The 14,180-nt window shown below is 47.0% G+C and carries 12 protein-coding genes; 11 read left to right on the forward strand and 1 reads right to left on the reverse strand.

What is annotated here, in order from left to right:
* Positions 1 to 27 precede the first annotated feature (27 nt).
* Positions 28 to 978 carry an L-lactate dehydrogenase gene (locus CLOSYM_RS04540; protein ID WP_003501700.1) on the reverse strand — a complete coding sequence of 317 codons (951 nt, stop codon included), beginning with the start codon at positions 976 to 978 and terminating at the stop codon, positions 28 to 30.
* Positions 979 to 1,337: 359 nt separating this feature from the next.
* Here CLOSYM_RS04540 and CLOSYM_RS04545 point away from each other — a divergent pair, with 359 nt between their 5' ends.
* The 11 genes from CLOSYM_RS04545 to hgdB all read left to right on the forward strand — a co-directional run bounded on the left by CLOSYM_RS04545 (position 1,338) and on the right by hgdB (position 13,677).
* Complete coding sequence (locus tag CLOSYM_RS04545) at positions 1,338 to 3,038, forward strand: glutamine--tRNA ligase/YqeY domain fusion protein (protein WP_044902136.1); 1,701 nt, start codon at positions 1,338 to 1,340, stop codon at positions 3,036 to 3,038.
* 656 nt (positions 3,039 to 3,694) lie between these two features.
* Positions 3,695 to 3,982: an OadG family protein gene (locus tag CLOSYM_RS04550; protein WP_003501709.1), complete on the forward strand. Its 288-nt coding sequence runs from the start codon at positions 3,695 to 3,697 to the stop codon at positions 3,980 to 3,982.
* A gap of 46 nt (positions 3,983 to 4,028) precedes the next feature.
* Positions 4,029 to 4,445 (forward strand): biotin/lipoyl-containing protein, encoded by a 417-nt coding sequence (locus CLOSYM_RS23970; protein WP_021641141.1) that lies wholly within the window; start codon positions 4,029 to 4,031, stop codon positions 4,443 to 4,445.
* 44 nt (positions 4,446 to 4,489) lie between these two features.
* A complete protein-coding gene (locus CLOSYM_RS04560) occupies positions 4,490 to 4,933 on the forward strand; it encodes a biotin/lipoyl-containing protein (RefSeq protein WP_009295757.1) in 444 nt (147 codons plus the stop codon).
* Between the two features lie 11 nt (positions 4,934 to 4,944).
* Complete coding sequence (locus tag CLOSYM_RS04565) at positions 4,945 to 6,084, forward strand: sodium ion-translocating decarboxylase subunit beta (protein WP_009295758.1); 1,140 nt, start codon at positions 4,945 to 4,947, stop codon at positions 6,082 to 6,084.
* Positions 6,085 to 6,127: 43 nt separating this feature from the next.
* The gene (gene gctA, locus CLOSYM_RS04570; RefSeq protein ID WP_009295759.1) at positions 6,128 to 7,090 is read left to right on the forward strand and encodes a glutaconate CoA-transferase subunit A; all 963 of its coding nucleotides are present in this window, start codon (positions 6,128 to 6,130) and stop codon (positions 7,088 to 7,090) included.
* Positions 7,091 to 7,092: 2 nt separating this feature from the next.
* The gene (gene gctB / locus CLOSYM_RS04575; protein ID WP_003501719.1) at positions 7,093 to 7,899 is read left to right on the forward strand and encodes a glutaconate CoA-transferase subunit B; all 807 of its coding nucleotides are present in this window, start codon (positions 7,093 to 7,095) and stop codon (positions 7,897 to 7,899) included.
* Between the two features lie 101 nt (positions 7,900 to 8,000).
* Complete coding sequence (locus CLOSYM_RS04580) at positions 8,001 to 9,767, forward strand: acyl-CoA carboxylase subunit beta (RefSeq protein WP_009295760.1); 1,767 nt, start codon at positions 8,001 to 8,003, stop codon at positions 9,765 to 9,767.
* 488 nt (positions 9,768 to 10,255) lie between these two features.
* Positions 10,256 to 11,059 (forward strand): (R)-2-hydroxyglutaryl-CoA dehydratase activase HgdC, encoded by an 804-nt coding sequence (hgdC, locus tag CLOSYM_RS04585; RefSeq protein ID WP_009295761.1) that lies wholly within the window; start codon positions 10,256 to 10,258, stop codon positions 11,057 to 11,059.
* 21 nt (positions 11,060 to 11,080) lie between these two features.
* Positions 11,081 to 12,523 (forward strand): (R)-2-hydroxyglutaryl-CoA dehydratase subunit alpha, encoded by a 1,443-nt coding sequence (gene hgdA / locus CLOSYM_RS04590; RefSeq protein ID WP_009295762.1) that lies wholly within the window; start codon positions 11,081 to 11,083, stop codon positions 12,521 to 12,523.
* Between the two features lie 2 nt (positions 12,524 to 12,525).
* On the forward strand, positions 12,526 to 13,677 hold the full coding sequence (gene hgdB, locus CLOSYM_RS04595; RefSeq protein WP_009295763.1) for a (R)-2-hydroxyglutaryl-CoA dehydratase subunit beta: 1,152 nt from the start codon (positions 12,526 to 12,528) through the stop codon (positions 13,675 to 13,677).
* The last annotated feature ends 503 nt before the right edge of the window (positions 13,678 to 14,180 follow it).

Raw genomic sequence — 14,180 nt, forward strand, 5'->3', positions numbered from 1 at the left:
GTTCCGGACGCGTCCTCCAAACCTCAGTTAAATTTCCAATTCCTCATAACTTCTCTTCAGAATCTGACAAGACTGCTCCAGCTTTTCACTCTCCTCCTCGCTCAGCGACAGAGGCAGCACTCTCTGGACTCCGTTCTGGTTTATAATGCATGGCACTCCTGTAAAGATGCCGGACTGCCCATATTCCCCTCTCAGCATGGCGGAAACAGTGAGAACACTGTGTTCGTTCCCGAGAATAGCTTTGGTGATTCTCGTCAGGGCCATTCCTATGCCATAGTAGGTGGCGTTTTTGGCCTCGATAATTTTATATGCCGCTGTGCGGACCTCCTCGGATATCTGTTCCAGCTCTTGGGCGCAGATGGAACCATGGGATTCTTCGCACAGCTCTGTGATAGATTTTGTGGCAACCATAGCCTGGCTCCAGGGGACGAATTCCGTATCTCCGTGTTCTCCCATGACATAAGCGTGGATATTGCGGGGGTCCACCTTCAGATATTCACCTAACAGATACCGGAGTCTTGCCGTATCGAGCGCTGTGCCGGTACCCAGGACGCGCCGCGGATTGAAGCCGGATAGTGTACAGGTGATACGTGTCATTATATCAACAGGATTGGTGGCAACCAGGAAGATCCCGTTAAAGCCGGATGATGTCACCGGATCGATAATGGATTTAAAGACTTCCGTATTTCTTTTTAGAAGATTCAGACGGCTTTCACCTGGCTTCTGCGCTACACCGGCGCAAATAACTGCAATATCGGCGTCACTGCAGTCGTCATATCTGCCTGCATAGATTTTCATGTTGGAACCGGAAAAGGCAAGTCCATGGTTCAGATCCATGGCTTCTCCGATGGCTCTTTCTTTATTCACGTCAATTAAAACAAGCTCATCGCAGACATTCTGGTTGAGCAGGGCATAAGCATAGCTCATTCCCACCATTCCTGTCCCGATCAGTGCTATTTTACGTTTGTCAATTCTCATAATGCCTCCTTTACCTGGCGAAATTGGATTGTTTGAAGTTATAAATGCCCACAAATGCGGTAATTTATTCTCTGACAAAAGTTAGGAAAAACTAACCACATTATGGAATATTGTATCCCGATTATGGGAAAAATGCAAGTATTAACTGAAATACATGGATAAGCGGATTCGCAGTGAAATGCAAAGTTTTTATGGATTACTGCTTTTCCAATTTATTAAAATGTGTTATGATATTAGGAAATATTTGCTATGATCAGAAGATATTTGTCTGAAAGCAGTAAAAATCATACGCTGCGGCTTTTAAAGACGGCGGAAGTATGATTCTATACGATAGAGAAACAGTAAACGGAGGGAAGCTTATGGAAGAGAATAAGAATGTAATAGCTGAAACGGGAGATAAGGAGGAGGTTGTATCCAAGAACTTTATCGAGCGAGAGATAGATAAAGATCTGGCAGAGGGTGTTTATAGCCATGTCCAAACCAGATTCCCACCGGAACCCAACGGATATCTTCATATTGGTCATGCCAAGTCCATTATTTTGAATTCCGGACTGGCAGAAGAGTATAATGGTAAATTCAACCTGCGTTTTGACGATACAAATCCAACGAAAGAGAAGACAGAGTTTGTAGAGTCCATCATTGAGGATGTGAAATGGCTCGGTGCTGACTTTGAGGACAGGCTGTTCTTTGCTTCTGATTATTTCCAGACTATGTATGACTGTGCAGTTCTTCTTATTAAAAAGGGAAAAGCATTCGTATGCGATTTAACGGCTGATGAGATCCGCGAGTACAGAGGCGATTTTAATAACCCCGGCAAGGAGAGCCCATACCGCAGCAGAAGCGTGGAGGAGAACCTGGAGTTGTTCGAAAACATGAAGAACGGACTCTATAAAGACGGAGAGAAGGTCCTGAGGGCAAAGATTGATATGGCATCCCCGAATATTAACATGAGGGATCCGGTAATTTACAGAGTTGCCCATATGAGCCATCACAATACAGGCGATAAGTGGTGCATTTATCCGATGTATGATTTTGCACACCCGATTGAGGATGCGATAGAGCATATCACACACTCCATCTGTACCCTGGAATTTGAGGATCACCGTCCTCTTTACGACTGGGTAGTAAAAGAATGTGAATTTGAAAATCCGCCGCGTCAGATTGAATTTGCAAAAATGTATCTGACCAATGTAGTTACAGGCAAACGTTACATCAAAAAGCTGGTTGAAGACGGAGTGGTTGACGGATGGGATGATCCGCGTCTTGTCACAATCGCTGCACTGAGGAGAAGAGGGTTTACGCCGCAGTCGCTCCGTAAATTCGTAGAGCTGGCCGGAGTATCCAAGGCCGACAACTCCATTGACAGTGCGATGCTGGAATATTGCCTGCGCGAGGATTTGAAATTATCAAAGGCAAGGGTCATGGCAATCCTGGATCCGATTAAACTGGTGATCGATAATTATCCGGAGGGACAGATAGAGGAATTGGATGCACCAAACAATCTGGAGAATGAAGCTCTGGGTTCCAGAAAGCTTCCGTTTGGCCGTGAACTTTATATAGAAAGAGAAGATTTCATGGAAGAACCTCCAAAGAAATATTTCCGCCTGTTCCCTGGAAATGAAGTCCGTCTTATGAATGCATACTTCGTAACCTGCACCGGCTTTGAGAAGGATGAGAACGGCAATGTGACGGTTGTCCATTGTACCTACGATCCGGAGACAAAGAGCGGTTCCGGATTTAATGCAAGAAAAGTGAAGGGAACGATTCATTGGGTGGCTGTACCGACGGCCTTGAAAGCAGAGTGCCGTCTTTATGAAAATCTGATTGACGAGGAAAAGGGAAAGCTCAACGCCGATGGTTCCTTAAACCTTAATCCAAAGTCACTCACCATACTCAGGGAATGCTATATGGAGCCGGGCCTGAAAGATGCAAAGGCGTTTGACAGCTTCCAGTTTGTGAGAAACGGATATTTCTGTGTGGACTGCAAAGACAGTGCTCCGGGGGCTCCTGTATTTAACCGGATTGTATCATTGAAGAGTTCGTTTAAAATCGCAAAATAAGAATTAAGTATAGAATCCGGTGAAAATGATTAGCCGGGTAAAATAAAGTTATAATTATAATAAGGTAGAAAGAGAGTGCTAACCACTCTCTTTCTTTAATTGAAGGCGGTGACCTGTGCGCATGGAGGAACCGGTCCGCCCCCGCGCTTAACGTGAGACAAGCAGTGGATTTGTAAAAAGGGAAAATTGTGGAGAAAATTACAGAAAAAAGTCGTATTGTTAAGAAAATGAAAAAGAAATGGGTGGGTTTCGGAATAAACGGAACGATAATATGAATTGTAGGAAGAGGGCGTATAATAATGATAATAAACATATAAAATCGTGCTGTAAAAGGTCGAAAAACCTTGATTTTATCAGAGGTTTTCCCTAATTCGCGAGGTGTTTTTTTGTGCATATTTTATGAAAGCCCCGGTTGACATTCAAGGGGGTTACTGTTATAATTTAGCCATAGTGAGCTTGCCGTGATTAAAAGCGTACTGCAAGTTTCACAAAGGGCTGACACCCTTTATATTTTTGGGCTTTTAAAAATGGAATGCATTCCATAATGCGGAATTTTGTTTGAGGTTATTTTAATAATATAATTTTTCACAAAGGAATGCAAAACGAATAATGAAGGTCTCTTATGAGATCTGCTAAAAAGGAGGTGCAATGCACGTATGTGGACTGAAGCTACAATGCCTTTTGGGCAGTCGGTCATCGTATCCCTGCTGGGAATTTCAGTAGTGTTCATCACTCTGGTTACGTTGGCTCTGGCAATCATTTTAATATCTAAAATCCTGCGCTCGATTATCAAGGACGGAGCTCAGAAGCCGGCCCCGGCCGCTGCTCCGGTTGTATCGGATGAAGCCGATAAAGAGACGCTGGCGGTACTTATGGCTACGATTGGTATGGATCTTGAATTACCGGCTGATCAGTTTAAGATTGTAAACGTAAAGGAACTCTGATAGTCATCAGGAATGGAAGGAAATCGAAAGGAAGGTTACAGCAGTTATGAAGTATACGGCTACCCTCAATGGAAAACAGTACGATGTAGAACTTGAAAGAATTGGCGAATATGAGCCAATCCCAAGATATGGTGAGGCAGCACCTGCACCGGCAGCTCCGATTACAGCACCGGCAGCAGCACCTGCACCGGCGGCAGCACCTGCTCCAGCGCCAGCTCCGGCTGCTCCAGCTCCGGCACCTGCAGCAGGCGGCACAACAGTAGAAGCTCCAATGCCAGGTAAAGTACTTGACGTAAAAGTGGCAGCAGGCCAGGCTGTTAAATTCGGCCAGGTTGTCATCACAATGGAAGCTATGAAGATGGAAACTGAAATCGTTGCACCGGCAGACGGTACGGTTGCACAGATCCTTGTGAAAGCAGGAGATGCTGTGGAGACCGGAACCGCAATGGTTGTTCTGAACTAAAAAGATAGGATTCATGAAAGCAATCGAAAGGATGTAAAAAGATTATGAAATATATTGCTACGATCAATGGCAAAAGATATGAAGTTGAAGTAGAGAGAGTAGAAGGCTACAAATCTCTGGACCGCAACGGTGTGGCTGCTCCTAAGGCACCAGCACTGGCAAGCACGGCACCGGTACAGAGACCGGCAGCTCCGGCACCTGCAGCAGCACCAGCCCCGGCAGCAGCACCGGCACCTGTAGCAGCACCGGCTCCGGCAGCAGCACCAGCAGCAGGCGCCACAACGGTAGAGGCACCAATGCCGGGTAAAGTTCTGGATGTGAAGGTAACAGCAGGACAGGCAGTTAAATACGGCGATGTAGTAGCGATTATGGAAGCTATGAAGATGGAAACAGAAATTGTTGCACCGGCAGACGGCACAGTAAGCCAGATTCTTGTTAAGGCAGGAGATCCTGTAGACACTGGAGCTGCCATGGTTGTCCTTAACTAGGAGGTAGAGTAATGAACTTTTTTGAAATCATGGGGGAAATGCTGGCTCAGTCCGGTTTTGCGGCACTTACCTGGAAAAACCTGGTAATGTTTGCTATTTCCTTTATCCTTTTATATTTTGCGATTAAAAAGCAGTATGAGCCGCTTCTTCTGCTTCCAATCGCATTTGGTATGTTTCTTGCAAACCTGCCTCTGGCAGATTTAATGAAAGAATCCGAACCATGGTACACCCAGGGTGTTCTTCGTATCATGTACGGCGGAGTTAAGTCCAGCTTATTCCCCTGTCTTATCTTCCTCTGTGTAGGAGCGATGACAGACTTCGGACCTTTGATTGCGAACCCGATAAGCTTACTGCTCGGTGCTGCGGCACAGTTCGGTATCTACATCGCATTCATGCTGGCTAATGCAACCGGCCTCTTCACAGTAGGTGAAGCAGCAGCCATCGGTATCATCGGAGGCGCTGACGGCCCTACGGCTATCTATATTGCCAACAACCTGGCACCGGATCTGGTAGCGCCAATCGCGGTTGCCGCATATTCCTATATGGCCCTGATTCCAATGATTCAGCCGCCGATTATGAAACTGCTTACCACGAAAAAAGAGAGATCCATTGTTATGAAACAGCTCCGCAAGGTAAGCAAAGTAGAGAAAGTAGTATTCCCTGTATTCGTAGTACTGTTCTGTTCTCTGCTTCTTCCGTCGGTAGCCCCGCTTCTGGGTATGCTGATGCTTGGTAACCTGTTCCGTGAGTCCGGCGTTGTTGAGCGTCTTTCCGACACGGCACAGAATGCGCTTTGTAACATCGTAACCATCATGCTCGGCACAACAGTAGGTGCTACGGCAAACGGAGATATCTTCCTTCGTGTACAGACAATCGCTATCATCGCCATGGGACTTATGGCATTCTGTTTCTCAACAGTGGGCGGTGTCCTGTTAGGTAAGCTTCTCTGTGTGGTAACAGGAGGAAAAATCAATCCTCTTATCGGTTCCGCAGGTGTTTCTGCCGTTCCTATGGCAGCACGTGTATCTCAGACAGTTGGTTCCAAAGAGAACCCGACGAACTTCCTTCTGATGCACGCGATGGGACCAAACGTGGCAGGTGTTATCGGTTCTGCTGTGGCAGCCGGTTTCTTCATGCTGATTTTTAAATAATTTACGGTAGTTATTGAAAATTTTAATAAAAGGAGGCTTTATTGTGAGTAATAAAGTGTGTACATTACAAGAGGCGGTTGCTAAGTATGTAGAAGACGGCGATTCGATCTCCTTCGGTGGTTTTACAACCAACAAAAAACCGATGGCAGCAGTCCGCGAGATCCTTCGTCAGGGCAAAAAAGATTTTATTGCATGGGCCGGTCCTGCCGGTTCTGACTGGGATATGTTAATTGGTGAGGATCGTGTAAAAGCATATATCAACTGCTATACGGCTGATTCCGGTGTAACCAATGTATCCCGCCGCTTCCGTAAGAAAATCGAAGCAGGCGAGCTGATCTATGAGGATTACTCTCAGGATGCTATCATGTTCATGCTTCATGCCGCTTCCTTAGGACTTCCATTTTTACCAGTGCGCTTTATGATCGGATCCGGACTGGTAGACGAGTGGGGAATCAGCAAGGAAGTTCGTCAGACAATTGACAAACTTTCCGACGACAAGTTCGTATATGTTGAGAACCCATTCAAACCGGGTGAGAAGGTAGTAGCACTTCCTGTTCCTGAGCTGGATACCGCTATCATCCATGTTCAGAAGGCATCTCCGGACGGAACCTGTATCCTTCTGGGCGATGAGTTCCATGATATTGATATCGTTGTAGCTGCCAAGAAAGTTATTGTTACATGTGAAGAACTGGTAAGCAACGACGTGATCCGCAGAGATCCTACACTGACAAAGATTCCTTGCTTTGCAGTTGACGCAGTTTGCGAGGTTCCTTACGGTGCATTCCCGACACAGTGCTATGGTTATTATGACTATGATAACGCTTTCCTGAAAGCGTATGGTTCAGCCAGCAAGACGGAAGAAGATTTCAAGGCATTCTTAAATGAGTATGTTTATGATATCAAAGATAATGCAGAATTTCTTGAGAAGATCGGTATTAACCGTCTCCTTAAATTGAAAGTATCTGATGGATATGGATATTCTACAGATGTGAGCAAGGAGGATTAATCATGGCTGACTACACAAAGTATACAAACAAAGAAATGCAGGCAATTACACTTGCCCAGCAGATCACAAATGACAATATTGCAATCGTAGGTACCGGACTTCCGTTAATCGGTGCATCCGTTGCAAAACGTTTATTCGCACCGAAATGCAACCTGATCGTTGAGAGCGGACTGATGGACTGCTCACCAATCGAGGTTCCGCGTTCCGTAGGTGACCTTCGTTTTATGGCTCATTGCGGATGCCAGTGGCCTAATATCCGTTTTATCGGATTTGAGGCAAATGAGTGGCTGCATGACACAGACAGACTGATTGCTTTCATCGGCGGCGCACAGATCGACCCATACGGAAACGTGAACTCCACCTGTATCGGTGACTATCACGCTCCGAAGACTCGTTTCACAGGCTCCGGCGGTGCAAACGCAATTGCAACCTTCTCTAACACAATCATCATGATTCAGCACGAAAAACGCCGTTTCATGCAGAAGATCGACTACGTTACAAGCCCGGGATGGATTGACGGACCTGGCGGACGCGAGAGACTCGGCCTTCCGGGCAACCGTGGACCTCAGGCAGTTGTTACCGACCGCGGTATCCTCAAATTTGACGAGAAGACAAAGAGAATGTACCTTGCAGGCTACTATGAGACATCTTCACCGGAAGACGTTATCGAGAATACAGGATTCGATATCGACGTTTCCAGAGCAGTGAAGCTGGATGCACCGGCACCGGAAGTTATCCGCATGATCCGTGAGGAGATCGATCCCGGCCAGGCATTTATCCAGGTTCCGAAGGAAGAGCCGGCTAACTAATTTACTGTAAACATAAAGATCCTACATACGCTGCGGCGGCCGAAAACTTCCGCAGCGGTATAACAATAGTTGAGCAATTATAGAATAGGAGAAATGAAGACATGAATATGTATTCAATGCCAGGATATTTCCAGAACATGCCTACAATCGGCAAAGAGCTGGTTAATCCAAATCCGGAAAATGAGCAGGAGATCAAAGCTGTTGAAAGCGACATCCATGAGTCTATTAAAAAAGCTCTTGATGCCGGTATTACTTCTGAAGAGAAGTTAAATGAGCGTGGACAGTTATCTGCAATGCAGCGTATCAACGCATTAATCGATCCAGGTACATGGTGCCCGTTAAACAGCCTTTTCAATCCTGAGAACAACAAATTCGGCACAACAAACATCGTGAACGGTCTTGGCCGTGTAGATGGAAAATGGGTTTATATTGTAGCTTCCGATAACAAGAAGATGGCCGGCGCATGGGTACCAGGACAGGCAGAGAATCTGATTCGCTGCTCAGACGCTGCTAAGATGATGCATCTTCCGTTAATTTACCTGCTGAACTGCTCCGGTGTAGAATTCCCGAACCAGGACAAGGTATATCCAAACAGACGCGGCGGCGGTACACCGTTCTTCCGCAATTCTGAATTAAACCAGTTAGGTATTCCGGTAATCGTAGGAATCTACGGAACCAACCCGGCCGGCGGCGGATACCACAGCATTTCCCCAACGATTCTGATTGCACATCAGGATGCCAACATGGCAGTCGGCGGAGCCGGGATCTTATCCGGTATGAATCCGAAGGGATACATTGATGATGAAGCAGCAGAGCAGATTATTGCCGCTCAGATCGAAAACAGCAAGCTGAAAGTTCCGGCACCGGGATCTGTTCCGATCCACTATGACGAGACAGGATTCTTCCGTGAAGTATACCAGAACGACTTAGGCGTAATCGATGGTATTAAGAAATACATCAGCTACCTGCCTGCATACAACTTAGAGTTCTTCCGCGTTGATACACCAAAGGCTCCGCAGCTTCCGGCTGAGGATCTGTACAGCATCATCCCGATGAACCAGAAACGTCCATACGACATTTACGAAGTAATTGCCCGTCTGTTCGACAACAGTGAGTTCTCCGAGTACAAGAAGGGCTACGGTCCGGAGATGGTAACAGGTCTTGCAAAGGTTAACGGTCTCTTAGTAGGCGTTATCGCTAACGTACAGGGTCTGCTGATGAACTATCCGGAGTACAAACAGAATTCTGTAGGTATCGGTGGAAAGTTATACCGTCAGGGTCTTATCAAGATGAACGAGTTCGTTACACTTTGTGCCCGTGACCGTATTCCGTTAATCTGGTTACAGGATACAACCGGTATCGACGTAGGCGACGAGGCTGAGAAAGCTGAGCTTCTTGGTTTAGGTCAGTCCCTGATCTACTCCATCGAAAACTCCAAACTGCCGTCCTTAGAGATCACAATCCGTAAGGCAAGTGCAGCTGCTCACTATGTACTCGGCGGTCCACAGGGCAACAATACCAACGTATTCTCTCTTGGTACAGGTGCTTGCGAGTACTATGTAATGCCAGGCGAAACTGCTGCAAACGCTATGTACTCCAGAAAACTGGTTAAAGCGAAAAAAGCAGGCGAAGATTTACAGCCAATCATCGGCAAGATGAACGATATGATTCAGATGTACACAGACAAGTCCCGTCCAAAATACTGTACAGAAAAAGGTATGGTAGACGAGATTGTCGACATGACAGAGATGCGTCCATACATCCAGGCATTTACAGAGGCTGCTTATCAGAATCCGCAGTCAATCTGCCCGATGCATCAGATGCTGACACCAAGAAGCACACGTGAATTTGAGACATTTGGTAAATAATGAATGTTGTAACTGTTAAAAAGTGAATGTATAGTTAAAAAACGCCAAGTAAATAAAACAATTGATAGATGATAGTACGATAGTAGATAGTAAAAAAGTCTGAGACTTTTCAGATAAATCGGGCAGAGGCTGCTGGAACCTTTGCTCGATTTATCTGTATGTCCAGGCAGATAAAGGTTTTTTAATAACAGTCTTATCAATAATTTTATAGCGTTTTAAACATTTTCCAGCGACTTTTAGGGGTGGGTGTGGTATAATGTCCACGTAAGCAAAGAGCAGCACTGCAAAGTAGTGGGAAGCGACCGGAAATTTTACGTTGTGCTCGCACATAAGAAAAATTTAATTCGTCTTTTTTCATAGGGCGCCTGCCCGTGAGCGAGATGTAGCAAAGCGGAATCGAGCAGCACTGCAAGGATATATCTTTGCTTCAAGTTTTCAACCTACCCAACCACCCCAACACTCAGTTAACGGAGGAGACATAAATAACTATGAGCGGAATTTATACTTTAGGTATCGACGTCGGTTCCACAGCCTCCAAGTGCATCGTTTTAAAAGATGGCAAAGAGATTGTGGCCAAATCACTGATAGATGTAGGCGCAGGTACCAGCGGACCGCAGCGCGCGATTGAAGCCGTGCTAAATGAGGCAGGCATGAAGAAGGAAGACATGGCATATACGCTGGCAACCGGCTATGGCCGTACCTCTTTGATGGATGGTATTGCCGATAAACAGATGAGCGAACTTTCCTGCCATGCCAAGGGCGCAACTTTTCTGTTTCCAAATGTCCACACTGTCATTGATATTGGTGGACAGGACGTAAAAGTTCTGCATATAGATAATGGAGCAATGACCAATTTCCAGATGAATGACAAGTGCGCGGCAGGAACGGGACGGTTCCTGGATGTTATGGCGCGTGTCCTGGAAGTAAAGGTTGAAGATCTGGGAAGGCTCGGCGCCATGTCCCGGAAGAAAGTGGGAATCAGTTCCACCTGTACCGTTTTCGCCGAGAGTGAGGTTATAAGCCAGTTGGCGATGGGAACCGATAAGTGTGACATTATCGACGGAATCCATCGCTCGGTGGCTCATCGTGTCACAGGGCTTGCCCACCGTATCGGTGTGGTACCGGATGTCGTTATGACCGGCGGAGTGGCTCAGAATGAAGGCGTTGTGAAGGCGCTTCAGGATGAGCTGGGATGTCCGATCAAGACTTCCCCGCTGACACAGTATAATGGCGCGCTTGGCGCCGCCCTGCTTGCATGGCAGGCGTCCAGCCGCCGTCAAAGCAATTCATAGAAAGAATGGAGGATAATTATTATGGCAAAACAAGTTAGTCCTGGCGTTCTCGCACTTCGCAAGGTCGTTGATGACGTCCACAAAGATGCGCGCGAGGCCAAAGCAAGAGGCGAGTTAGTCGGCTGGTCCTCATCCAAGTTCCCTTGTGAGCTTGCAGCAGCTTTTGATCTGAATGTTATGTATCCGGAGAACCAGGCTGCCGGCATCGCTGCGAACCGTTACGGTGAGATGATGTGCCAGGCTGCTGAGGATCTTGGCTATGACAACGATATCTGCGGATATGCCCGTATCAGCCTGGCTTATGCAGCCGGTGTGCGTGTATCACGCAAATATGATGCTGAAACCGGTGAATACATCATCGATCCTGCTACAGGCAAACCGTTAAAAGACGCAGAAGGCAATGTGGTAATCGACGAAGCAACCGGTAAACCAAAGAAAGATCCAAAGACACAGACTCCTTATCTTGTACTGGACAATCTGCTTGAGATTGAAGCTCTTCCGGACGGCCCGGAGAAAGAAAGACGTCTGGAGGCAATCTCTCCAATCCGTCAGATGCGTATTCCGCAGCCGGACTTCGTTCTCTGCTGTAACAATATCTGTAACTGTATGACCAAATGGTATGAGAACATTGCACGTATGTGCAACGTACCGCTGATCATGATTGATATTCCGTATAACAATACGGTAGATGTTCATGACGATAATGTAAAATATGTACGCGCTCAGTTCGATAAGGCAATTAAGCAGTTAGAAGAACTCACAGGCAAGAAATTTGACGAGAAGAAGTTTGAAAAAGCCTGTTCCAATGCTAACCGTACCGCACAGGCATGGTTAAAGGTTTGCGATTATCTTCAGTATAAACCGGCTCCATACAGCGGTTTCGACCTGTTCAACCATATGGCTGATGTCGTAACTGCACGTGCCAGAGTGGAAGCTGCTGAGGCATTTGAGCTTCTGGCAGACGATCTGGAAGAGACAGTTAAGAAGGGGGAGACGACAACTCCGTTCCCGGAGAAATACCGTGTTATGTTCGAGGGTATTCCTTGCTGGCCGAAGCTGCCTAACCTGTTCAAACCTCTGAAAGAGCATGGCGTCAACGTTACTGCCGTTGTATATGCACCAGCTTTCGGTTTTGTTTATAACAACATCGATGAGATGGCCCGCGCTTACTACAAAGCTCCGAACTCCGTCTGCATCGAACAGGGTGTTGACTGGCGTGAAGGTATCTGCCGTGACAATAAGGTAGATGGCGTTCTTGTTCATTATAACAGAAGCTGTAAACCGTGGAGCGGTTATATGGCTGAGATGCAGCGCCGTTTCACTGAAGATCTGGGCGTTCCATGCGCAGGTTTCGACGGTGACCAGGCTGACCCGCGTAACTTCAATGCCGCTCAGTATGAGACCCGAGTACAGGGCCTTGTGGAGGCAATGGAAGCAAATAAGCAGGCAAAGGAGGCAAAGTAACGATGAGTATCAACGCATTATTGGATGAATTTAAAGTAAAGGCTGCCACTCCAAAACAGCAGCTTGCTGAATATAAAGCTCAGGGTAAGAAAGTAATCGGCGTTCTGCCGTATTACGCACCGGAAGAGCTTGTTTATGCCGCCGGCATGGTGCCGATGGGAATCTGGGGTTCCAATAACAAGACCATCAGCCGTGCTAAAGAATACTGTGCAACTTTCTACTGCACTATCGCACAGCTTGCTCTGGAGATGCTGTTAGACGGCACAATGGATCAGCTGGACGGAATCATTACTCCAACCATCTGTGATACACTGCGCCCAATGAGCCAGAACTTCCGTGTTGCTATGGGAGATAAGATGGCAGTTATCTTCCTTGCTCAGCCGCAGAACCGTTTTGAAGATTTTGGTCTTCAGTTCAGCGTTGACCAGTATACAAATGTTAAGAAAGAACTGGAAAAAGTTGCCGGCAAAGAGATTACAGACGAGGCGATTCAGGATGCCATCAAAGTATACAATAAGAGCCGTGCGGCCCGCCGTAAATTCGTAGAACTGGCAAGCGCACACTGCGATGTCATTACACCAACCAAGCGTTCTGCAGTATTGAAATCCTTCTTCTTTATGGAGAAACCGGAATACATAGAGAAGCTGGAAGAATTGAACGCAGAGCTTGAGAAACTTCCTGTCTGTGACTGGCAGGGAACCAAGGTTGTTACATCCGGTATTATCTGTGACAATCCAAAGCTTCTTGAAATCTTCGAAGAGAACAACATTGCCATCGCCGCAGACGACGTTGGCCATGAGAGCCGTTCCTTCCGTGTAGATGCTCCGGAGGATGAGGCAGATGCATTAATGGCACTGGCAAAACAGTTTGCCAATATGGACTATGACGTTCTTCTGTACGATCCAAAATCTACAGAGAACCGCCGCGGCGAATTCATTGCCAACATGGTAAAGGAAAGCGGCGCTCAGGGACTGGTACTGTTCATGCAGCAGTTCTGTGACCCGGAGGAAATGGAGTATCCATACTTAAAGAAGGCATTAAATAATGCAGGTATTCCGCATATCAAACTGGGTATCGATCAGCAGATGCGTGACTTCGGTCAGGCAAGCACAGCTATCCAGGCATTTGCAGATGTACTCGAGATGCAGAAATAATCGAATAGATAAGCGACAGTTGCTCCCCGGTCCCATTATGTGGCCGGGGAGCTTTTGATGTAATGTTTTGTTATTTGCGGTTATGGATAGTTGTATCCTGTCATTTAGTTTGGAGATTTAATGGAGGCCTGTAGGACGCGTCCGGAGGGGACCAGGTCCGGTGTGGTGGGTTTATGTGTCTGAGTCTTCAGTCCCGGACCTGAGAATGTCGTGAGGGGGAATCCGGCCGGAATGAATTCCTTCGGGGACCGTTTGCACTCTTCGAAGCGCGCAACAGTGCTGGGCTCGTGAGAGACCTCGCCAAGCACTGGCGGGCTTCCATATCCCCTCCAGAATTGATTTCGCCAACTTCCCCCGGCACAGGTTGTCGCCGGAGACTGAAGACTCAGGCGAAGGTTTTCGCGTTCTCCCCCCGCACTTAACATGTTAGACAATCAGCGGCCGCAGGCCGGCGGACGGGCCAACCACCTGGCGGAGTCTTTCGTCCCGGCGAAAACCTGGCC

Origin of the sequence: [Clostridium] symbiosum ATCC 14940 (assembly GCF_000466485.1) — a bacterium.
Taxonomy (GTDB): Bacteria; Bacillota; Clostridia; order Lachnospirales; family Lachnospiraceae; genus Otoolea; species Otoolea symbiosa.

Bases quoted from the DNA above. Each gene is read 5' to 3' on its own strand.
- hgdC (WP_009295761.1), top strand. From the start codon at position 10,256: ATGAGCGGAATTTATACTTTAGGTATCGACGTCGGTTCCACAGCCTCC.
- hgdA (WP_009295762.1), top strand. From the start codon at position 11,081: ATGGCAAAACAAGTTAGTCCTGGCGTTCTCGCACTTCGCAAGGTCGTT.
- CLOSYM_RS04580 (WP_009295760.1), top strand. From the start codon at position 8,001: ATGAATATGTATTCAATGCCAGGATATTTCCAGAACATGCCTACAATC.
- CLOSYM_RS04560 (WP_009295757.1), top strand. From the start codon at position 4,490: ATGAAATATATTGCTACGATCAATGGCAAAAGATATGAAGTTGAAGTA.
- gctB (WP_003501719.1), top strand. From the start codon at position 7,093: ATGGCTGACTACACAAAGTATACAAACAAAGAAATGCAGGCAATTACA.
- CLOSYM_RS23970 (WP_021641141.1), top strand. From the start codon at position 4,029: ATGAAGTATACGGCTACCCTCAATGGAAAACAGTACGATGTAGAACTT.
- CLOSYM_RS04565 (WP_009295758.1), top strand. From the start codon at position 4,945: ATGAACTTTTTTGAAATCATGGGGGAAATGCTGGCTCAGTCCGGTTTT.
- CLOSYM_RS04540 (WP_003501700.1), bottom strand. From the start codon at position 978: ATGAGAATTGACAAACGTAAAATAGCACTGATCGGGACAGGAATGGTG.
- CLOSYM_RS04545 (WP_044902136.1), top strand. From the start codon at position 1,338: ATGGAAGAGAATAAGAATGTAATAGCTGAAACGGGAGATAAGGAGGAG.
- hgdB (WP_009295763.1), top strand. From the start codon at position 12,526: ATGAGTATCAACGCATTATTGGATGAATTTAAAGTAAAGGCTGCCACT.
- CLOSYM_RS04550 (WP_003501709.1), top strand. From the start codon at position 3,695: ATGTGGACTGAAGCTACAATGCCTTTTGGGCAGTCGGTCATCGTATCC.